We start from the raw sequence: 19,866 nt of genomic DNA, 5'->3' as shown, positions 1-19,866 counted from the left end.
ATAAAGAAATACCAGTGCAAATACCTCATAAATCTTAGCTCCTTTCCGGATTTTACTTGTTGGCGACAAACAAAAAATGCAGATCCAGGCCCACATCAGGCTTGAATCTGCATTACTCACGTATAGAAGGACACGTCAATATAAATACAGCTAAATAAGCTTACCCATATCGCGATCTATGTCTCTCCATACGTAAAATAAGCAGATCAAAAAAAGCCCACGATTGTGGAAAAATCAGCTTTTTTGACTGCTTATCGAAGACGCATGGAATGAGTCATAGAAATGAGCCCTCCTCCTCTTTTATTGAGTTGAATAATACCATGAGATTCTCCGGGGCGTCAACCCGGAACGAGAACTTATCGAGGTGCAGCAAAAAAGCCGCTAAACGTTAGCGGCTTTTTTGCCATAGATCCTTCTTTATGAATAGAGGGCATTACGCCCCCTCCTCTTCAACCAGCATTTCCATCTTCACCACATTCACACGTGAAATCCGCTTCTGCTCTGTCTCCTGGATTACAAACAGATACCCGTCATATTCAACCGATTGACCAATCTCAGGTGGAATAGCATCCACTCTGGAGTATAACCAGCCGCCAATGGTATCGTAGTCAGCCCGGTCCATCTCGATGCCGAACCGTTCACTGACTTCTTCAATGAGCATTAACCCATCAATGGAATATTCCATCTCATTCACTTGCTCAATCGCTGGACGCTCCTGGTCAAATTCGTCCTGAATTTCACCAACAATCTCTTCCATGATATCTTCAAGTGTAACCATGCCGGAGGTTCCTCCGTACTCGTCGATCAGCACTGCAATCTGTGTCTTGCTGCGCTGCATACGCTTGAGCAGATCACTGATTAATGTTGTATCTGGCACAGCCAAAATTGGACGAATCACGGAGATCGTATCGGTGAGCTGCGAGCGCATCAGATCTTTAATATGAATAAAGCCGATAATATGATCCTTGTCGCCGTTATACACCGGATAACGGGTACGCATGCTTTCACTTGCAATCTCCATATTTTCCAACATGGACTGATTGGCATTGAGACAGATCATTTCCGTTCGCGGAATCATGATTTCACGTGCGGTTGTATCCGTAAAATCAAATATATTATCAACAAGTGCTAATTCAGTATTATCAATTAAACCGCTCTTATTGCTTTCTTTCATAAGAATACGTATTTCATCTTCACTATGTGCATCATCCAGTTCGGAAGCAGGTGCCATCCGAAACAGTCTGAGCAATCCGTTCGCCATGCCGTTCAATGCCCAGATGAAGGGAAACATTAGTTTGTAAAAGAACGTTAGCAGTGCTGCGGACCACAGTGTAATCGTCTCCGACTTGCGAATTGCCATCGTTTTGGGAGCAAGCTCACCCAATACAATATGCAGAATCGTAATAATAACAAAGGCGATCGCAATGGAAATGCCATGCACATATACCGGACCCAGTCCAAATGCCGTAAATAAAGGCTCTAACAGGTGTGCGATTGCTGGCTCTCCCAGCCACCCGAGTCCAAGTGAAGCTAAAGTAATGCCGAGCTGACATGCAGACAGATAAGCATCCAGATTACGTACAATATTGGAAGCATAGACCGCATTTTTGTTGCCAGCTTCCACCAATGCTTCAATCCGGCTGCCCCGCACTTTCACCATCGCAAATTCTGCCGAAACAAAGAAACCGTTCATTAATACCAGTAAACCAATTAAAACCAAATTTAATATACTCGGTAAGGGGTCACTCAAATGTTCTTCCTATTCGCCGTTATTCTTCGGCAAATAGGTCCACCTCCTTCGAAAATGTAGGATATTAGCCATTCTGCCGCTCATATGCAATTTCAACTTCCCAATGCTTCCACCTCCTGCCGTTTGTGCCCAAATAACATGGATATGCTTCTTTTATTATATAATTCTACACTACACAGTCAATCCGTGTCCTATGACACTTAAAAGGCCAAATCGGCACATTTCGTTTACAAAAGCAGCGATTACGCTGTTTTTTTATCATTTGCTAAACAAAAAACAGGAGAACGGAATTTCTACCCCCGTTTTCCCCTGCTGCTCCGTTCAAGCTTTAGAATATTCCTTTTTCAACATGTATGCCACCAACCCAATACTCATCCTCTCGCAAAGTGCGCCAGTCCACTTCACCATGCAATACCTGAATGCCAAGCTCCGTTACAGACAGCACAGCATCATGAAAAGCCGGTTCATGCTGATTATATTTTGGAAAACGTGCCGCACCAGTCATTCGAATGAGCGCATAAGGTCCCTCCGACATCCTCTTCAGATGTGCCCAATATTCCAGATCACCCATACCGAGAACAGGCAGCTTGTCTCCCATTTCACGAAATAAAGCAGTGGGACGCTGAATGCCTGTCATTATCGTTTCAAGTGTGGTCTTCTCAATGATGCCCAGACCATTGGTTTCGGATGGCAAGCGGGACAGGTGCGCCTTGAACGCAGCGCTGGCAAAAGGAAGATCCTGTGAACCCTGCTGCATGTATTGCTCGTGATCACGAATGTCAGAAGACGAATACGCTTCCCAGAACGCTCGGCCCGCCTTCATCTCTTCCTCCTGAATGACATGCCATGTACCGGAGAGCGTCTGCATTTGAGCAGGTGTAAGCTGTCCCAGACCTCGGAAATGCTCGATCTGCGGGAACGAATCAATACATAACAGGTTGATTTTGAATTCCATAAATTTTTGATGACTCAAAAAGTGCAGCAAATACGACAGCATCGTCTGATCGTACAAATCATGCTCAAACCACAATACAATCTCTTGTTCCGGCTTGAGTGAAAGCAGCTTGTGTTCCAGCTTATCAATCTGTAAATACTCTCTCTGTGGTATGCCTAGCTCGTCTTCCAGTGCAACTGCGCGATGCTGCCGCGCTTTTCGATCGGCCATATCAGTGGATATGGGGCCATACGTGTACAGTTCGCGCCATACAACAATATCTCCCTGAATGCCGCTTTCTCGCAGCCGGTTGGCAGCGTGATCTCCATTCATAATATGCAGCATGCCTTCTCCCCCTTCATAAAGCTCATTAAATGTAATCGCCAGATTTCGTACGGGTATGGAACGTTTCAACTTTGCTCGCGCATCGAACAGCCTTTTCTTCAACGCGGATATGCTCACTCCCAGGAACTCCGAAATTTCTTGAAGCGTATATCCTTGAAAATAAAACAGGTCTACCACAATCTGCATTGTGGATGGCAGCTTGGTTATGGAGCTGCGCAGCGTCCGCTGCAGCTCCTTCTGCAGCGCCCAGGTCTCTGGATCATGCTTCTGGTCCTGCATTAAACATACATCGTCTAATTCCTGCATGGGAACAACCGAGTGTCTCTTGCGTCTCATCCAGCGGTAACACTGCCTTTCTACGATGACTTTGAACCAGCCTGGGAAAGCTTCAGGCTTTTCCAATTTGAACAGATTGGCAAACGCCTCGGTAAATGCCTCCTGTACCACATCTTCTGCTCCATGCATATCCTGCAGCAGCTGATATGCAACGGCAAACGCCATTCCGCGGTATTGTGCAACCAGCTGCTCACAGGCTTCCGCCTCTCCCTTCAATGCTCCATCAATCCATAGCTTCAACACCGTAGACTCCCTTCATCTCTAATTCCGCAGCTGCCTGACTACGGCCTGGCCTGTTATGCTTCTCTCGCCTCTTGCCTGTGTTTCATATGTAAGTGCCATTCATTCTCGTTCAGGTTACTTTTATTTATATTGTCTGGATTACATGCTGGTTTGCATCCGATAAATATGGAAAAAGCCGTCCTGATGCAGATTGCACTGCACTCAGAACGGCCCGGCTTACCGTATGTGTTGGCCGTCAGGCCCATTATATCAGATAACGTTTAATTACATTTCAATCGATTAAAATCTGCTTGGTGCCTGCGGGTAGTTGCCAATAACACCAGGATATTGATATAGCAGCGGCTCATCAAAAGTAGCATAGTCAAAGTTAACCATCAGCAGCATAATTCTTCTGCCGGTTTTCGGATCACTGATAATGATGTGGTCACGTCCAGCGGCTTCAATAATTCCTTGGAAAATGCGGGCATTCCATTCTTTGTTGCCTTCGTATGTCATGTAGAATGTGCCGAATTTACCGAGATTCAAACGCAAGATGTTCTCGATGTATGACTGCTCGAACTGCGGAGCTGTTGTAGGTACAACTGTACCTGTAGGCGTCATTGGGCTTCCGCTGGACACAAGCGGCGGCATACTTGTAGAGCTAGGGGATACCATGCCTGGTGTAGGCGACATTGACGGCATGTTGTTGCCAACCTTGTAGGAAGTGCCTTGAACCTGGGAATTCGCTTGTGCACCGAGCACAGCATTCGCTTGCTGACCCATCGTTTGAGTGGGTTGATAAGGCTGATTAATCATTAGTGATTCCTCCTCGAATGATGAAAATGTAACGGATTAATAAACGCTCGGACAATCTTCTCCGGTTGGACTAAAGAAACAATGTGCTTTGAAACGTCCTGTATTGGCTTGGTTATACCATGTGTCCGGGCAATCCCCAACCGGTCTGAAAAACCATAACGAATTACTCGCCGGCCAGAAACGTTCCCCGTTAATGACGCGTTGCGCAAGCCGAATCTCGGATTGTCTCGCCCGCTGGTAGAAGTATCCCTTCTGCGTAGACTCAAAGCCACCCGGATTCTGAAAGACCATGCGATTAATATCGCGGATGTCGCCAAAATCCAGACAATCTGCCAGTACACGGTTCACGCCAACATTGCCGACCAGCAGCATGCCTTGATCACCGTCTCCCTCGGCTTCAGCTCTCATCAATCTGGCTAGCAGCCTGACGTCTTCCGTGTTGGCCTTAATTACTGCCATCACCTGTTCCCTCCCTTATAGCAGCTGTTCATCACCGTACATCGTATTGTGCAGGAGCCCATTCGGTGACACAATTCCAGCTTTTTTCCATAAAAAAACCCGGAACCTCACTCAAGTGTGAAGTTCCAGGGCATTTTCCTTTCTTGATCTAAAGCGCTTATTAACCGCTTCAGTGCTTGTTAAGGCTTTGCATCAACCCAATAATCATAGGCATGTACCAGATTGCCTTTGTACGCCTTATATCCAGACAGGAGCTCCGGCAGCTTGTCCAGCTGATTTTCCATTTCCTTGGCCCCGTGATCGTAAAACGAGATATGCTCACCCTCATGATTCTGCTTCATTTCAACGGAAACGAGCAGTGATTTCCCCAGACGATCAGCAATCTCCATCTCCTGGCTTACAACCGCAGCGATCCCGTTCGATCCTTCTGCCGTGTTGCGGAAAGCCATCAGAGATACATGATCAAGTGTATCAATCATAAATTCGGTCACCGTTACATCGTTACCCGGGAGCGGGAAGGTATCCAGCCATACCGCGAGATCCGCACTGGTTTCCAGGCTGCTGTCCTTCTTCGTTTCTTCCTGGAAATAAGCAATGTTCGACGCCCATTCGGTCAGCAATGTATCCCGATTCTCCGCCCATTCAGGCAGCGTGTACGGCTCGATATCCAGATGTATACCTACGAACCGCTCGTCCGGTTCGACTTCTGCATTGTAGTTTTTCACATAATCAATCAACCGTTTGATCCGTGGACGATTTTCCTTTTTGCCCCAGATCGGGTGGCCCCCCATAGCATGAACTTCTATGCCCTGTGCTTTCGCTCTTTTCACAAAACTGCGATAACTGGAGTATGGCTGATCCAGATCAAGCCGCACATATAACCAATTGATCCTCTGCTGCTTGGCAAACGCCAGAATATGATCTCCGCCATCATCCGTGACTTGTGAGGCTTCCCAGATGTAGGTGCCGCGAATCTCGGGCGCACTCACAGGCGGATTTATAGGCTTCTCGGGTAATGGCTGCTCCTCCGGTTCCAGTTCTCCCCAATAGGTCAGATCATGAACAGCTGAGCCGGCGTAGGATTGATGCTCACGGAAGGCCGTAGCGACCTCCTGCAAAGCCCCTTCGAGTTGGGATGAGCCTTTACCCGCAAAGCTCGTAAACTCTTCACCAGGCATCGGTTTGGTATTTACACCTACCGTAACAAGAGTGCCGCTGGCGTCCGCCCATTCCATCTCCTGCTCAATCAGACGAATAATTCCGTTGCTCCCTTGTGCATTATCACGGTAAGCGAGTAAAGTGACTTGATCTACATTCTGAATAAACCAGTGTGACAGTGCTTCGTTATCTGCATCTTCAGCAGTTCGACTGCCCTTCACCGTGTAGGAATCCAGCCAGAAAGGCAGATCGACATGCACAGCAATTCCACCATCCTGCTTCGCTTGCTCCAGCACCCGCTTCATGTTGCTGATCCAGGATTGCACCAGAGGTTTTGCGTCTTCCTTCCAGGCTGGCAGCACGTAGGGCTTCACATCCAGATGCAGCGCATCAAAGCGTTCTCCCGGCTCCACGGCCTGATTATAGTCATGAACCCATGAAGCCAGGCGAAGCATAGGACCCTCACGTCCCTCCACACCCCAGGAGGGATCACCGCCAAGTGCCTCAATAGCAATGCCTTCACGACCCGCTTTGGCGATAAACGTTTGATATACCTCTTTCGATATATTCATGTCCACATTCACATATAACCGATTAATCTTATGTTTAGCCGCATTGGCTAGAAGTTCATCTCCTGCATTCTTCACAGACTGTGCCTGCCATACCCAGGCAGCCCGTATATCTACATCATCCGCCTCTGCAGGTGCCTTGATCCCGATCATTATCATTCCTCCGATCAGTAATAACAGCCAAAATACTTTCCGGGATGTTTTCCCGAACATACACTCCCTCCATTCCTGTTCTGTTGTAAAATCACATTCATTATAGCAACCGACTTATCAAAAACAAATAAGCCCAAGTGCTTAACTTGGGCTTATTTCATTTCGGAGGAACCTGGAGTAGACCATTACGGGGGAGAGTCCCGGTTCTAGTCCTCATATATCATTTTTCGAGTCATGCCCCCGTCAATTACGAGATTAGTCCCAGTGACAAAGGTATTAGCCGGATCGGACAAATACAAACAAGCCCTTGATATATCCGAAGGCACGCCCACCCGGCCAGATGGATGCTGTGCATGGTCCGCATCTGTAAGCTTGGACACATCACCGGTCTCGATCCAGCCGGGACTGATACAATTGACCCGAATTTGATCTTTCCCGAGTGAGACTGCCATCGCATGGGTTAATGCAGTAATTGCCCCTTTAGATGCGGCATATGCTTCGCTATCCGGCTCCGACATCATTGCACGAGTAGAGGCCATATTGACGATAGCCCCACCATGTTTATTTTTTTTCATATACCGGGCCGCCTCCCGACTTGCCAGAAAGCAGCTCCTGACATTGATATTAAGCACATCGTCCCATTCATCCACCGTGAGCTCATAGGGAGACTTCCATCTGGAGACACCCGCGTTGTTCACGAGTACATCAATCTGCTTGAATTCCTTCATTGCGGTCTCAAACAGCTGCTGAATATCCTGCTCCTTGCGAACATCGCAATGCACAAAGATCGCTTCACCGCCCTCATGGCGAATGGAAGCCGCTGCGGCTGCCCCCTCCGCTTCCTGAACATCCGCCAGTACCACTTTGGCCCCGGCAAGCGCGTAGGCTTCTGCCACACTTCTCCCGATCCCCTGCGCAGCTCCCGTGACAACAACAACCTGATCTGTAAATGACATCATAAATCCTCCTCTATTGCATTCTCTATATACTAATATACAAACATGCTTCTGCATTAAGAAACGCTTGTCCTGCAGTTCGCCAAAAAAAGCTCACGCCACTCGGGCGTAAGCTGCTTCATGTTTAACCTCGCAAACGTTCGGTATACAGGCGATTCGTCCGCTCAAATCCGATATACCGGGTTCCTTTGAAGGACAGCCGCCCTTCATCTCCTTCTGCGCACATGCCGTACTCTTCACCGTTCACTTTGAATTCCAGACGATCTCCGCTCTCCACTTCAAACGTGACATAGTACAGCGTTCGCGCTGGAGTCGTGCTGGCAGCATCGGACGGCGACTGGCTCATCTTCACCCGTCTGCTGGTAATGCGGGAGTGTACGGTCAGCAGCGGTTCCGCATTGTTGCGTCCCCACCTCCATACTTCTTTGCCCATCGATAACAGCACAATCGCCAGAATCAGGACAAATGCCACCGGAAAGACGGTTCCAAACAAATCAAACATCCAGGATGATTCAATGCCCATGTCTCTCCCCTCCGTTCATACACTTCGGACAGCCGGAGTCTTGACCCGTCTTCAATAATGTATATGCGGACGAACACAGAACTTGTTAACCTGATGAAATATTTGCAGGGTAAGTATGGAGCTTTGGCTCTACTATGGAATGATTATGCCGATTTATCCAAGGAATTCAGCTTTGGTTCAATCACGATATAAGAGCGGCGGCTGAAAGGCAGCCATGGTTTCCACAGCGATTCCAGTTCACTGACGCTAATCTTGCGGTTATACAGCGGCTCCTCGCAGTTACGCTTGAAATCAAGTGACTCTGCCAGATAGAAATGTGTTTCATCGTATCCGACAACAGGCACAAAGTGCAGAGAACGCCGGTCCGCATGCACTCGTATAAACAGAATGACCGGAACGCCGCGGCTGATGTGCTGTCTTAACGTGTTGATATTACCGTGCAAATATGTACACGAATACCCTAACCTTTTGAAAAAAACAGTAATCGCTTTCGGATACACGGTCCCATCCAGTAACTTGCGAGGATACGTCGGATACAGCTGATCCCCTTCCGACTCCATGCCGAAATGTCTCAGCACAAACGCACTGGAAAAAGCAGCGCATTCAACGTTCTTTTGTATCTCCGTTCTGTTCGGTGAAGAAATCAAATAGGATGCTGGCACGATTGTACTGTACATGCGGTCTTTCTTCGGAAGACTGTAATATCGAAAAATGAACCAGATGATGACCAGCCATGGCACAATATTGGATATCATTTAGACACACACTCCTGCCATTCACTCGACAATAAACTGTACGTCACAATGTTCTCATAATGATCATACAGCCACTGAGCCTGTCTGGAAGTGCCTTCGTTGACGAATCCGAGCTTCTCAGGAATCGCTCTGCTTCTGATATTGTTCTCTGCACATTGAATAATAACTCTGTTCAACTTCAGGTCATTAAACAAATATGTAATCAATTTTTCGATGGCTGTTGTGACGATGCCCCTGCCTTGAGAGGATTCCGACAGGAAATATCCGATGCTCGTTGCTTTGTTTCTCCAATCTATGTAATGCAGACCTATCATGCCAACCAATTCCTGATTGAACCACACGCCTGCATCGAAACCATTGTTCTCCTCGTAATTACGTGTCCATACTTCAATTACAGCATCCAGATCGTCAGGAGATTGTCGTTTATCCACCCATAGCAGCCATTCTCTCAGAAACACTCTGTTCAGATCAAATAAGGAGTACAGCTCATCACGATCTTGAGGTTTTATTAGCTTTAACTGAATCGCATCATTAACTTGAAAAGGTAACATTCACAACCTCCATTCATCATCAAAGTTCATCGGATCAAGCCGGGGAAGCAATATTTTCAGGCACCATCGTTCCACACAGAACGGTCCCTCTTCCACTCAGCGATATGCTGTACGCCACACGCAGCCAGTTCTCTTTGGCGATCTGCCAATCCACGTTGTCGATGATATCCATATCAAATACGTCAAATTCAGGCAACAGCTTGCGAACATGCGATGACACCGTTGTTTTTCCCGTACCACTTGCTCCGGTGATTACAAATAAAGGCTGTTTACTCATCTGAATTTCCTCCTAGTGTTCTCCTTCTGTTGGTGTTGTTCTTGTTCTTGCTTTATATAAGAGCCAGGTTTTTATCAAAGACTCTCCGTCATTATGTACTGCAATTTTGTTAAAATAATAACAGTCCTCTGGGCAAACCTTTAGCTTGGCGATAGGAGCAACAGGCTCATGGCAGAGCCATTCATCAAAAGAGATCCCCCTTGGTTTTGGTGCAGTGAATGATTGTCGTGGCAGGAAATAAACCATTCCTTCTGTCCATGGATCATTTGATATCGTAGATTGATTCAGGGAATAGAAATGATAGTTTTGCTTCTGTCCACGAATACATCCGTTACGAAAGTTCCCCTTCAGTCTGCTGCGGTTGAAAATAGCATAGAACATCGGCCAGTGTGGATCAGAAGCAGCAAAAACAGCCTTGGTCCATTGGCCGTTGTATAAAGTCTGTTTTCTCGGTTCAAAGATACGTATACCGGTGTGATTTGACCCGTGAAATACATAAAGTCCTTTTAAAGAAACATAAGTCAAATATCGAAATTTAGCATAAGGCAGGTCATATTCAATCAACCCTTCATCCGTTACATTTAAAGCTAATTGCTCATACGCTTGTATCTCCTCGGTGGAAAACTTGATTTCTGGAGCATAATGCAAAAAGATGCGACACAGCCAATCGATCATATGGGCCCCCAACCTTCGTTATTTTATGGATTCCGTCCATTCCTCACGCCGTAAACCATACATTACTCTATGATGGAACCTCCCGTTTAAAAACTCATAATCTCTCAGCTCACCCTCCTGTTGAAAGCCCAGCTTCTCAGGTATTGCCCGACTCCTCCAATTATCTGCAGCAGCACCTATCTCGACTTTGTTTAAGGAAAGCCCCTCAAAGGCATGTTGAATAAAAACATTGACCGCTGCCGTAATTAGCCCGTTTCCCTCATATTCCTTGCCCAGCCAGTAACCAATCTCTGCCTTTCTGTTCATATAATCAATGTCACAATATCCAATCGAACCGGCTAACTCGCCGCGCAGCCAGATTCCTAACCAATACCCCTCCTCTCGCGCATAGCGAAGGCGTGTTCGTTCAATAAAACCTCTTGAATCCTCTTTCGTTAAAGTCATTTCGGGAATTCTGAGCCAGGCTCCAAGGTGCTCCCTGTTTCGATCTATTAATTGATATAACGCAGCTGCGTCACTTGATGCAAATAAAGAAAGATATGCAGTACCTGTATCATCTAGATTGTGTTTAAACATGCTCATCTCTCCTATCCCTGGCTCCTCAATATGGGTTACAGTGCGGTTATGATATTTTCAAATGTTAGATCGGATGATACTCTCCTTGAAAATCATATTGGTAATCATCGCTGATGCGAATATACCCGAGAATACAATGCGCTCTCGATCTGGTCACAATGCCAGAGTAGTTCAGGTTATCAACGTTTCCTTCTGCAACAATCAGAACTTCGCCTTCACAAGACAAAACAATGCCAATATGATCATGTGAATCATCGGTCAGAAGCTTTTCATATACGACCAGGTCACCGCGCTCCGGCTCAAAGCCATCTTGTCGATCTTCATGAAAAAATCCTGTCTCAGGTAATCTAGACCAGTCCAGCCATGCCCCCACTCCAGCCAAACGATACGACTGATTCGGATATCGAATGGGCAATTGAATACAAACCTGCATACAGCAGTGGTACACAAAAGCTGCACACCAATTAGCTTTGAGTACGGTGTAGATATTAGAATCCGGCCAATATCGGCAGATTTTCCTGAAGTGTTCATCCTCTGAGATTCCTATGATTCCTTGTTTCGCTAACCTTTCTGCGTAATCTGCAAGTTCCAGGCGTCTTCGTTCTTGATGATGTTGTACTGCCCCCGTCCCCGTTTCTGTGCTCATTCCAACATTCTCGATCTTTATCTCATTTGTCATTCCAAGCTCTTGTAAGACTTGATCCAATCTTCCTTGTTCAATGTGGGTTATGTACTGTTCTGATCTATTTGTTACAGGAGAAAATACGTTTTGCATCAAAACAGCATCATTCAACATTTTTTCATACGGTCCCTGAGCCTGCCTGTAAACCCCCTGATAGAAAATAGCCTGCAGTATAGTGAACAATTCATCATCACTCCATAACTGTACTCCTCGAAGCAGTTGTCTTGCGGCATCTGCGCTGTTTGGCCCCGGAAAGTGCTTTATTCCTGTTCGATACAGGTAATAACCGTGAAGCAGTCCTGTGACCGCAGCAAGCTCATGATCCCCTCCTCTCCGGGCGGCTAGCAAGGAAGCGAAACCAGAGACATCTACCAGCTGCCGCCATATTTCATCCTGGCCTGAAAATCCTTCGTTAGACATTTCACGAACTGCACGGTACACTGCGTTCAGCCTTGGATGTTTGGTCCCTATGAATTGATTCATGTCCAGTCTCATAAACCTTCCTCCCGTCGAGGTCAATCTCAGAACAGCTCTTCTACAATCGCTATACCTTGCTCTAGCCTATCACGACTTTCGGTCAGAAGCAGTTGCTTTTTCAAATCGATTCGTATGTATGTTTTCTCGTAACTTGTACCATCTTCATTGTAATATATGGCCTGCTTGGTATACGACTCTGAGATCGCATGGTAGCCGTGCGCCGAGACAAGCTTGATCATTTTGGGATTCTCGACGGGGTCAACACTCACAAATATTTCGCTGAACCCCAGTTGTATTGCTAACGCTTCCCTGTAACGGATTAACGCTGAACCAGCACCCTGACCTCGATACTTTTCCTTTACATACAGATCACTTAACTTTGGGACCTGCTTGCCCTGCTATTTGAGCACTCCAAAACCCAAAATGACACGATCCTCATCCTCTGATTCTGCAATAGCTAGTATAACTTCGTTATTATCCTGCAGTTTCAAGTACGACCTCAATAATTGTTCATTATTGCGAACAGCACAAAGTTTCGAAATGTCTTCTGCAACGGCTGATCTTACGAAATATCTCAACTCCTGCACCTCCTACTCCTTTACCGATATTACAGGTACAGTATCAATTGCATTTCCCATAGCCACAGGCCAGCCACACCGATCAAAAAGCCCTATATCATTGGCATCATCCCCAAACACCATCACATGTTGTAACAGAACCCCCATAGCATCACATATCACCGAAACAGCATGTTCCTTGGAAGCAAGAAGGGATGAAATCTGCGTTAGCTGTCCATCATCTGTAATCAATTTGTTAAACCCAGCCTGAGCAACTCTTCTGGTAAAAAAGCTTTCACCGCCCTTGGTGGACGCGCAGTTGCAAATATAAATCTGCTCCCGCAGCTGGCACAATCCAGAATCGCCTTTATGCTTCGTTCAGACACCTCTTTGTTAGCCTTCAAAAGTGTTCCATCCAGATCAACAACAATCATTGGGAATTCCATAGGCGTTCTCCTATCATACTTCTGTACATTTCTAAAAATTATTCTAAAAAAAATTATAGATTCCTTGCTCAAAGTAGCGATATTCTTCATCGGTTAATCTGCGTTTACCATAGGCATCATAAAACACATCTTTGTCCCGCTCTTCCTCAAATGCACTTGCTTTAGGCCGAATAGCCAAAGCAACATCATACCGCGGATCACCATAGGCCGCTCCGGCCCAGTCAATCACACCTGTAATCTGCCCGTCACGTACAAGCACATTATCCGTCGTAAAATCACCATGAATTAAAGTCGGCTCGACCCAACCGGGTCTATTCTCTTTCAAATATGTGAGTAATCCCGCATTTCCATCTACTGCAAAATTCGCTAGATTATACTCTGCTTTCGATATCATTGTATCAAGCCAGGTGTGCTCTGTATGCTTATGCTGCCAATCCATTGGACATGAACATTCATGCAGCTGTTTCAGACAGCGACCAAAGCTGGCTATTGCTTTATCTCTTTGCTTTTGGTCCGAATTATCGATCAGAAATCGCCTTAATGTAACACCTTCCATATAATCCATTAACAGCCATCTGGCGTTCTGATCTGCAAAAAATGAATGCGCTGTCGAAACAGGCAATGCCGTTTCTTCAAGATGTTTCAATGCTTTATACTCATCGGCCAGCCATTCGTTATACAATTCGTGCTCTGTTTTTTTGATAACATAACTATGACTCGATGTATGAAGAATGGTCACAGAAGATGTATGTCCCTGACGCGGTATAGTAATCTGCTTGACGTTCCCGATAAGCTCCCGCATTTCGGATGGAATATCTGTCAGCTGCATCGTAACAAGAAACCTCCTTCTATAATAACCTTCTTATATGAAGCTGGAAGGAGAACCGGTGAGATGTTTGGTACAATTATACAATGAGCAATCCCACCGAGGCTCACCGCTGTGAAGTAACGTTAGAGATGTGTTCGACAGATTCTCGCGAATGTCTATATGAGCGAGAAGTCGTTTTAATGTGAGGCCGAGCAGCGCCCCATGACTTACAATCAAAATATTTTGATCCGAATGTCGTTCAGCCAGATCGGCAAAACATTCTCTGCCCCTTTTTACAACAGCTTCATGTGGTTCAATGCCCAGATCCAGCTTCGACCAGCCATACCCCCATTGATTCACTCGTTCCTGCTCCGTTGTACCCTCGATTTGTCCGCAGTCCATCTCTCTAAGCCGCTCATCCACACGTATTTCGATTCCATTGACTTCACCAATAATCACCGACGTTTCCATTGCTCTCGACAAATCGCTTGTATAAATATAATGCCACCGCTCAGAACGAATTCGCTCGGACAACAGTTCTGCCTGTCTCCGTCCTTCTGCGTTGAGTGGGATATCTGTGTGTCCTTGCGCGCGATATTGCCCATTCCAGTCCGTTACACCATGCCGGATAAGCCCTAATGTCGCCATATGTATTCCTCATTTCTTAATATCGTTCAAGCATTCCTTCATCTTCCAATTAAATTGAAGCTATCACAGGTTCGGAGTGTTCGTCAATGAATAGGTAGAGGGCACTGCAATAATGTTTGGCTAACAATTCTGAGAAGCCTTATTTCGCTTGAAAATGATGCATTGAAACTCTAACGATTCGTAGTGACGTTATTTGTGAATTTCAGCCCCTTTTCCTCCTTCTTCAGCCGAAATTCGGCTAAATAGCGTTTCTGGGAATCGTTACATTTCTGAATGGCACTAAAATGGCTAAATAAGCTCTGTGGGAATCGTTAGCGCTAACTAGCATGAAACGTCACATTATGGGGCTGAGATTGCTCCAAGATAGCTCCAATATTACTTCAGAGATTACTCCAATATTACTCCAAGCTTGCCACCAGTTTGCGACCTTGCCCGCCTTATCTCATTCTCATATAAATACCCGTCCCAAGCTCCGAACCATTATAACTTTGCCTTCATTGCCTTATTCATTCCGCATACAAGAACACAACACAAATAAACAAACTGCCGTTGGTCGAAGGCTGACGGCAGTTTGTTAGGCGGTTTTTTGTGATTGTAGCTGCTTATTCTTGAGCTAAAACAATGTGCGGTGGCTCCAGCTGTTCGTAATTCTGATCTCGTGTCCATTTTCTTAATTACGCGTACATCATATCCATATAGCCTCGGGTAACGTCTACACCTTCTGCCGGCTCCGGCTGATCTGTCTCTGCATGTGCAGCCATGCAAGCTCTCACCGCTTCTTCGGTTGTGCAGCGATTGGCATCGTCGCATGTGTAGCATAAGTGCAGCATGTATCTTGTTAAATCATCCGCCTGTGTGTGTTGAGTTTGTTCGTTGGTTCTCATTGTTATCACTCCTTCTTTTGTTGAGTTAAATATAACATCATCTACGCTTTTTATTTGTGATTTAATTCACAATGTAGTGAAAAAATAAATTAAAAATAAAGGGAAAATCTCTTTTGAGATTCTCCCCATCCTTCACTTCTCATTCTTCGTTTCATGTGCTTGCTTAACCACTTTACCATAGGCCAGCAGCCCTGCAATCACAGGGCTACAGCACCTTCCAGTGCTCTCCCCCATCTACCGTTTGCAGCAGCAGCGAACGCTTCGCATCTGTATTCTCTACCAGAATCCAGCCCAGCTTGGGCGAGGCCATCTGCAGCTTCACGATTTCAGGGTAGTCTTCGAAAATCTTCTTCAGCACGCTGCTCTCGGGATATGCCTTCCATGTTTTTCCCGTGTCCACGGTGTAATACATGATGCCCTTCTGCATCGCCCAGCCTTCGGTTGGACTTAGAAATACAGGAGGAAGATTGCGATTAATACCTGTCTGCTTGTCCAGGCTGAAAGAGTACAGCTTCCAGCTTGCTCCCCCATCGGCGGTGAAGAAACCACTGAATGTCGTGCTTTCCCCGCGAGCACAGGACATCGCCATCCAGGCCGACTTCGCTTCACGACCGAAGAACTGGGGTGCGCTAAGATTGAAGTTGCCACAGCCACTGAATTTACTTCGATCAAAGAAGGAGGAAACAGTCCTCCACTGCTCTCCGCCATCTGACGTAACATACAGCTTCGGTGTGCCAAACTCAATCGCGCTCAAGAAGCCATGCTTGGCATCGGAGAACGTCATACCGGTCGTATAACCGCGTCTCGAGATTTCCCCGGTGGTCGTTTTGTCCTTCTCGTCGCTTGAGGTCATTCGTTCCCACGTTGTGCCTCCATTATGCGTAAAGTATAGCATTTTATCCTGTTTGCCAATCCCGGTATCTACCGTGGTTAGCACCCAGCCCTTCTCAGGAGAGACAAAGGATATGGCTGTTACTTTATCCGTCTTGGACAAGGAAGAAAGACTCCAGGTTACACCACCGTTATTCGTTCGAAGCACAATCGTATCTGTGCCCCCCATACCCTCTCGAACAATCCAGCCATGCATCCGATCTACAAAATAAATACTTTCACCGTACTTCGGATTCGCCGGAAATTGCACATTCTCAGACGGTGATATGTTTGTCCATGTTTTTCCCTGATCCTGAGTGTAATACAGCCTGAGTGCATTCCGCGTAACACCCCAGGCCAAGCCGCCGTTATCATTAATTAACTGAAAATCGGTCAGACGAGTCTGAATTTGATATTTGGACATCTCCGTCGCTTCAGCATTATTGTTGGTGGGGGGGACAACCGTAAGGGTCTGCCCGATGTTGCCACCGTCTTCCTGCTGATCCGGGGGTTCCGCTGCAGGCGGCTGTTCCGTTTTGGTGCAGCCAGCCAGCATAATGATCATTCCTATAGACAGCAAAGCTGTCTGCGCTATTTTTTTCCATTGCCAATGCAAGTGGGTTCCACCTCTCTATCCACCAGACAGGCGCGCATGCCTCTGTGATGGCGTTGTATTTACGATTCATCAGAATCCACTGCTCCTATTCTACCACAAACCTCAACATAAAGGCTCACACCAACTTAGCACCTGCCGATTCGTGTATAACCTCGCTGATTTTTGTCTTCTACTCGAAGTGATTAGCTTATCTTCATCTAACACGGTTGTTTTCACTGAATCTTCGAATTTGTTTTTACCAGCTGCCAAATGATGTGAAAAAAGTTATAGACAAAACTCGCTTTATCCGACTGAATCCCTTAATATGGATGGTAGTATACCCTAAAAGGAGAGGATAAGAACATGACAACCAATGCAGCATTGAAACCTAGCCGTGTCGTTATTATCGGTATGGGTGCAGTAGGAACAACAACGGGATACACGCTGATGCTCAGACAACGCTCGTCCGAGCTCGTATTCGTGGATGTGAATCATGATAAAGCTACCGGCGAAATGCTGGATATGAACCACGGCCTGCCGTTTACCGGAGGGGTTAAGGTATGGGCTGGCGACTATTCAGACTGCAAAGATGCCGACATCATCATCATTACCGCGGGTGCTTCTCAGAAACCAGGTGAAACCCGAATTGACCTGCTGAAAAAAAATGCAAGCATTTTCAAAGATATCATCGACCGGATCACGGAGGTCAACTCTCACGGAATTCTGCTGATTGCGACCAACCCTGTCGATATCTTATCCTATACATCCTGGAAACAAAGCGGCTGGCCGGCCTCTCGCGTGATCGGCTCTGGTACACTGCTGGACAGCGCACGGTTCCGTTATCTTATTGGTAAAAATAAAGGCATTGATCCACGCAGCATTCATGCTCATATTATCGGTGAACACGGCGATTCCGAAGTACCTGTCTGGAGTCTCGCCAATGTTGCGGGAACAGACCTGGAACTTGACGAAGAAACCCAGCAAGAGATTTTTAACAGCACCAAAAACGCAGCCTACGAGATTATTAATGCAAAAGGAGCCACTTCTTATGCTATCGCTCTGGCTCTCGACCGGATTGTAGCTGCAATTCTGGGCAATGAAGGCTCCGTTCTGAACGTATCCACACTGCTTGAAGATTACAACGGTGTTTCCGATGTGTATCTGGGTGTGCCTTGTGTCGTAGATCGTCATGGTGTACGTGAAATTTTACCGCTGCCATTAAATGAGACAGAGAAAACAGCCTTCCAGGCTTCTGCAAACAAATTGAAGGAACAAATTGCCGGACTGGAATAAGTTTGCGTTCATCCTTACGAATTCAATAAAAAAGATCATGCAAACACTCCGCAGTAGAGTTTTGCATGATCTTTTTTTGAATATCCAGCAATGGTATCGCATGATTTAACAAAAGGCTGACGTATAATATTACTTTTATCTAATGCAACTTTAAAAATTGATCTTTGAATAGTCTCGACAATTGGTTTACATAACAATAATGACGGAAACTACGTCGGTCTATTTCAAAAAGTTCACTATTTTTTTCAATGCACGATCATGCCTCCAACGATTCCCAGTACAACAATAACCCAAGGCGGGCACTTCCAGAAGGTAAGCAGCACAAACAGAATACATGCCAGTGCAAAGTCAACGGATGACAGCACAGCGGTTGTCCATAGAGGCTGATAGAGTGCAGCAAGCAGAATACCTACGACACCTGCATTAACCCCGGCAAGCGAACCCTGCATGTGAGAGTTGCTGCGCAGCGCACTCCAGAAAGGCAATGCTCCAATAATCAGCAAAAATGCGGGTAAAAATATCGCAATTGTGGCGATGATCGCCCCTCCTCCACCCATGGAAACAGCTCCGAGGTAGGCAGCAAACGTAAATAACGGCCCCGGTACCGCTTGCGTTGCACCATAACCCGCAAGGAAGTCGTCTTTGCTCACGAAGCCGTGAGGCACGAGTTCCTGCTCCAGCAGAGGAAGCACGACATGTCCCCCGCCAAATACCATCGAGCCTGCACGATACATGGAATCAAACAGAGCGATCCACTCTACGTTAAAGGTCTGGCGAAGGACGGGTAACACAACGAGCAAACCTGCAAATATGGCCAAGCAGCTTACGGCAAAGCTGCGGCGTATAGGGATTTTCATCGTTGCAGCGGGAATAACAGGTGATTTTCGGTACATGCTCCATCCAGCCAAACCTGCGAGCGCAATCAGCATGACCTGGCTGTAGGGCACCGTCCACACTAACGCCGCGGCAGCGATAAGCACGGCCAGTGTAATTCGCTCTTTATCCGGCGTAAGCTTCTGGGCCATGCCCAGAATTGCGTGAGCTACAATCACTACAGCTACCATTTTCAGTCCGCTGATCCAGCCAGCGTGGCTCACATCAACCTCTTTTAACAGTAAGGCAAATGCGATTAAGACAAGCACCGATGGAAGAGTGAAGCCAACCCAGGCCGCCAATCCACCCAACAGCCCGGCTCGCATGACACCAATACCAATGCCCACCTGGCTGCTCGCCGGCCCGGGAAGAAATTGACACAGTCCAACCAGATCAGCATAGCTGTGCTCGTCTATCCATTTTCGTTTGCGTACATATTCGTTGTGAAAATAACCCAGGTGTGCTGTAGGGCCTCCGAATGAAGTCAGTCCTAATTTTGTTGCAACCATCAGCACTTCCCATACAGCCAGCAGTCCGTTTGGCTGAACATGCTGCGCTTGAGGTTGAAGTTCAGATTGAGTTGAAAGTTCATCGCGATCTCGAACAGTTGCAGCCTGCTTTCTTTCATTCATGCTCGTTCATCTCTCCTGGCAGATAAATATGCTGCTGTTGTGTCGC

Annotated in this window: 23 protein-coding genes; 1 reads left to right on the top strand and 22 read right to left on the bottom strand. The window is 46.6% G+C overall.

The window, feature by feature from the left end; all coding sequences use genetic code 11:
• Nucleotides 1–433: 433 nt before the first annotated feature.
• From IEW26_RS06845 to IEW26_RS06755, 21 genes are all read right to left on the bottom strand, one after another.
• Nucleotides 434–1,750 (bottom strand): hemolysin family protein, encoded by a 1,317-nt coding sequence (locus IEW26_RS06845; RefSeq protein WP_111273327.1) that lies wholly within the window; start codon nucleotides 1,748–1,750, stop codon nucleotides 434–436.
• Between the two features lie 328 nt (nucleotides 1,751–2,078).
• A complete protein-coding gene (locus IEW26_RS06840; protein WP_188591805.1) occupies nucleotides 2,079–3,605 on the bottom strand; it encodes a sigma-70 family RNA polymerase sigma factor in 1,527 nt (508 codons plus the stop codon).
• A 282-nt stretch (nucleotides 3,606–3,887) separates the two neighbouring features.
• Entirely contained in the window at nucleotides 3,888–4,403 is a 516-nt protein-coding gene (gerQ, locus tag IEW26_RS06835) for a spore coat protein GerQ (RefSeq protein WP_111273325.1), read from the bottom strand.
• Between the two features lie 36 nt (nucleotides 4,404–4,439).
• On the bottom strand, nucleotides 4,440–4,862 hold the full coding sequence (locus IEW26_RS06830) for a cell wall hydrolase (protein WP_145401967.1): 423 nt from the start codon (nucleotides 4,860–4,862) through the stop codon (nucleotides 4,440–4,442).
• A gap of 179 nt (nucleotides 4,863–5,041) precedes the next feature.
• Nucleotides 5,042–6,742, bottom strand: coding sequence for a hypothetical protein (locus IEW26_RS06825; protein WP_188591804.1), 1,701 nt, complete (start codon nucleotides 6,740–6,742; stop codon nucleotides 5,042–5,044).
• Nucleotides 6,743–6,948: 206 nt separating this feature from the next.
• Nucleotides 6,949–7,698: an SDR family NAD(P)-dependent oxidoreductase gene (locus IEW26_RS06820; protein WP_188591803.1), complete on the bottom strand. Its 750-nt coding sequence runs from the start codon at nucleotides 7,696–7,698 to the stop codon at nucleotides 6,949–6,951.
• 124 nt (nucleotides 7,699–7,822) lie between these two features.
• The gene (locus IEW26_RS06815) at nucleotides 7,823–8,221 is read right to left on the bottom strand and encodes a DUF2500 domain-containing protein (protein ID WP_188591802.1); all 399 of its coding nucleotides are present in this window, start codon (nucleotides 8,219–8,221) and stop codon (nucleotides 7,823–7,825) included.
• A 143-nt stretch (nucleotides 8,222–8,364) separates the two neighbouring features.
• On the bottom strand, nucleotides 8,365–8,976 hold the full coding sequence (locus IEW26_RS06810; RefSeq protein WP_188591801.1) for a cysteine peptidase family C39 domain-containing protein: 612 nt from the start codon (nucleotides 8,974–8,976) through the stop codon (nucleotides 8,365–8,367).
• Entirely contained in the window at nucleotides 8,973–9,527 is a 555-nt protein-coding gene (locus IEW26_RS06805) for a GNAT family N-acetyltransferase (RefSeq protein WP_188591800.1), read from the bottom strand. The genes IEW26_RS06810 and IEW26_RS06805 overlap by 4 nt, the downstream gene beginning before the upstream one ends.
• A gap of 34 nt (nucleotides 9,528–9,561) precedes the next feature.
• Nucleotides 9,562–9,804: a P-loop NTPase family protein gene (locus IEW26_RS06800; RefSeq protein ID WP_229729710.1), complete on the bottom strand. Its 243-nt coding sequence runs from the start codon at nucleotides 9,802–9,804 to the stop codon at nucleotides 9,562–9,564.
• Between the two features lie 12 nt (nucleotides 9,805–9,816).
• The gene (locus IEW26_RS06795; RefSeq protein WP_188591799.1) at nucleotides 9,817–10,479 is read right to left on the bottom strand and encodes a hypothetical protein; all 663 of its coding nucleotides are present in this window, start codon (nucleotides 10,477–10,479) and stop codon (nucleotides 9,817–9,819) included.
• Between the two features lie 18 nt (nucleotides 10,480–10,497).
• A complete protein-coding gene (locus tag IEW26_RS06790; RefSeq protein ID WP_188591798.1) occupies nucleotides 10,498–11,055 on the bottom strand; it encodes a GNAT family N-acetyltransferase in 558 nt (185 codons plus the stop codon).
• Nucleotides 11,056–11,119: 64 nt separating this feature from the next.
• On the bottom strand, nucleotides 11,120–12,232 hold the full coding sequence (locus IEW26_RS06785; RefSeq protein ID WP_229729709.1) for a CHAP domain-containing protein: 1,113 nt from the start codon (nucleotides 12,230–12,232) through the stop codon (nucleotides 11,120–11,122).
• Between the two features lie 26 nt (nucleotides 12,233–12,258).
• On the bottom strand, nucleotides 12,259–12,582 hold the full coding sequence (locus IEW26_RS30565) for a GNAT family N-acetyltransferase (RefSeq protein ID WP_188592368.1): 324 nt from the start codon (nucleotides 12,580–12,582) through the stop codon (nucleotides 12,259–12,261).
• A gap of 30 nt (nucleotides 12,583–12,612) precedes the next feature.
• Nucleotides 12,613–12,792, bottom strand: a complete 180-nt coding sequence (locus tag IEW26_RS30280; RefSeq protein ID WP_229729707.1) for a hypothetical protein — start codon at nucleotides 12,790–12,792, stop codon at nucleotides 12,613–12,615.
• A 12-nt stretch (nucleotides 12,793–12,804) separates the two neighbouring features.
• Complete coding sequence (locus IEW26_RS30275; RefSeq protein WP_229729706.1) at nucleotides 12,805–13,023, bottom strand: HAD hydrolase family protein; 219 nt, start codon at nucleotides 13,021–13,023, stop codon at nucleotides 12,805–12,807.
• On the bottom strand, nucleotides 13,020–13,217 hold the full coding sequence (locus IEW26_RS30270; RefSeq protein ID WP_229729705.1) for an HAD hydrolase family protein: 198 nt from the start codon (nucleotides 13,215–13,217) through the stop codon (nucleotides 13,020–13,022). Before IEW26_RS30270 ends, IEW26_RS30275 begins: the two co-directional genes overlap by 4 nt.
• 43 nt (nucleotides 13,218–13,260) lie before the next feature.
• A complete protein-coding gene (locus tag IEW26_RS06770) occupies nucleotides 13,261–14,046 on the bottom strand; it encodes a phosphotransferase family protein (RefSeq protein WP_188591797.1) in 786 nt (261 codons plus the stop codon).
• 33 nt (nucleotides 14,047–14,079) lie between these two features.
• Nucleotides 14,080–14,673, bottom strand: coding sequence for a histidine phosphatase family protein (locus tag IEW26_RS06765; RefSeq protein ID WP_188591796.1), 594 nt, complete (start codon nucleotides 14,671–14,673; stop codon nucleotides 14,080–14,082).
• 674 nt (nucleotides 14,674–15,347) lie between these two features.
• Entirely contained in the window at nucleotides 15,348–15,557 is a 210-nt protein-coding gene (locus tag IEW26_RS06760) for a hypothetical protein (protein WP_188591795.1), read from the bottom strand.
• A gap of 205 nt (nucleotides 15,558–15,762) precedes the next feature.
• Entirely contained in the window at nucleotides 15,763–17,043 is a 1,281-nt protein-coding gene (locus IEW26_RS06755) for a WD40/YVTN/BNR-like repeat-containing protein (protein WP_188591794.1), read from the bottom strand.
• 342 nt (nucleotides 17,044–17,385) lie between these two features.
• On the opposite strand from IEW26_RS06755, the gene IEW26_RS06750 reads away from it, so the two are divergent.
• Nucleotides 17,386–18,315, top strand: coding sequence for an L-lactate dehydrogenase (locus tag IEW26_RS06750; RefSeq protein ID WP_111273308.1), 930 nt, complete (start codon nucleotides 17,386–17,388; stop codon nucleotides 18,313–18,315).
• A gap of 245 nt (nucleotides 18,316–18,560) precedes the next feature.
• On the opposite strand, the gene IEW26_RS06745 is transcribed toward IEW26_RS06750, so the two are convergent.
• Entirely contained in the window at nucleotides 18,561–19,820 is a 1,260-nt protein-coding gene (locus tag IEW26_RS06745; protein ID WP_188591793.1) for a chromate transporter, read from the bottom strand.
• Nucleotides 19,821–19,866: the final 46 nt, after the last annotated feature.

The organism is Paenibacillus silvae (assembly GCF_014639235.1).
In the GTDB taxonomy this organism is placed as follows: domain Bacteria; phylum Bacillota; class Bacilli; order Paenibacillales; family Paenibacillaceae; genus Paenibacillus; species Paenibacillus silvae.
Note: the sequence above shows the minus strand (reverse complement) of the source record. Positions and strands in the feature narration are given on the sequence as shown.

Bases quoted from the DNA above. Each gene is read 5' to 3' on its own strand.
- IEW26_RS06825 (WP_188591804.1), bottom strand. From the start codon at position 6,742: ATGATCGGGATCAAGGCACCTGCAGAGGCGGATGATGTAGATATACGG.
- IEW26_RS06760 (WP_188591795.1), bottom strand. From the start codon at position 15,557: ATGAGAACCAACGAACAAACTCAACACACACAGGCGGATGATTTAACA.
- IEW26_RS06770 (WP_188591797.1), bottom strand. From the start codon at position 14,046: ATGCAGCTGACAGATATTCCATCCGAAATGCGGGAGCTTATCGGGAAC.
- IEW26_RS06800 (WP_229729710.1), bottom strand. From the start codon at position 9,804: ATGAGTAAACAGCCTTTATTTGTAATCACCGGAGCAAGTGGTACGGGA.
- IEW26_RS06810 (WP_188591801.1), bottom strand. From the start codon at position 8,976: ATGATATCCAATATTGTGCCATGGCTGGTCATCATCTGGTTCATTTTT.
- IEW26_RS06750 (WP_111273308.1), top strand. From the start codon at position 17,386: ATGACAACCAATGCAGCATTGAAACCTAGCCGTGTCGTTATTATCGGT.
- IEW26_RS06805 (WP_188591800.1), bottom strand. From the start codon at position 9,527: ATGTTACCTTTTCAAGTTAATGATGCGATTCAGTTAAAGCTAATAAAA.
- gerQ (WP_111273325.1), bottom strand. From the start codon at position 4,403: ATGATTAATCAGCCTTATCAACCCACTCAAACGATGGGTCAGCAAGCG.
- IEW26_RS30270 (WP_229729705.1), bottom strand. From the start codon at position 13,217: ATGGAATTCCCAATGATTGTTGTTGATCTGGATGGAACACTTTTGAAG.
- IEW26_RS06785 (WP_229729709.1), bottom strand. From the start codon at position 12,232: ATGAGACTGGACATGAATCAATTCATAGGGACCAAACATCCAAGGCTG.
- IEW26_RS06765 (WP_188591796.1), bottom strand. From the start codon at position 14,673: ATGGCGACATTAGGGCTTATCCGGCATGGTGTAACGGACTGGAATGGG.
- IEW26_RS06790 (WP_188591798.1), bottom strand. From the start codon at position 11,055: ATGTTTAAACACAATCTAGATGATACAGGTACTGCATATCTTTCTTTA.
- IEW26_RS06745 (WP_188591793.1), bottom strand. From the start codon at position 19,820: ATGAATGAAAGAAAGCAGGCTGCAACTGTTCGAGATCGCGATGAACTT.
- IEW26_RS06830 (WP_145401967.1), bottom strand. From the start codon at position 4,862: ATGGCAGTAATTAAGGCCAACACGGAAGACGTCAGGCTGCTAGCCAGA.
- IEW26_RS06795 (WP_188591799.1), bottom strand. From the start codon at position 10,479: ATGATCGATTGGCTGTGTCGCATCTTTTTGCATTATGCTCCAGAAATC.
- IEW26_RS06820 (WP_188591803.1), bottom strand. From the start codon at position 7,698: ATGTCATTTACAGATCAGGTTGTTGTTGTCACGGGAGCTGCGCAGGGG.
- IEW26_RS06815 (WP_188591802.1), bottom strand. From the start codon at position 8,221: ATGGGCATTGAATCATCCTGGATGTTTGATTTGTTTGGAACCGTCTTT.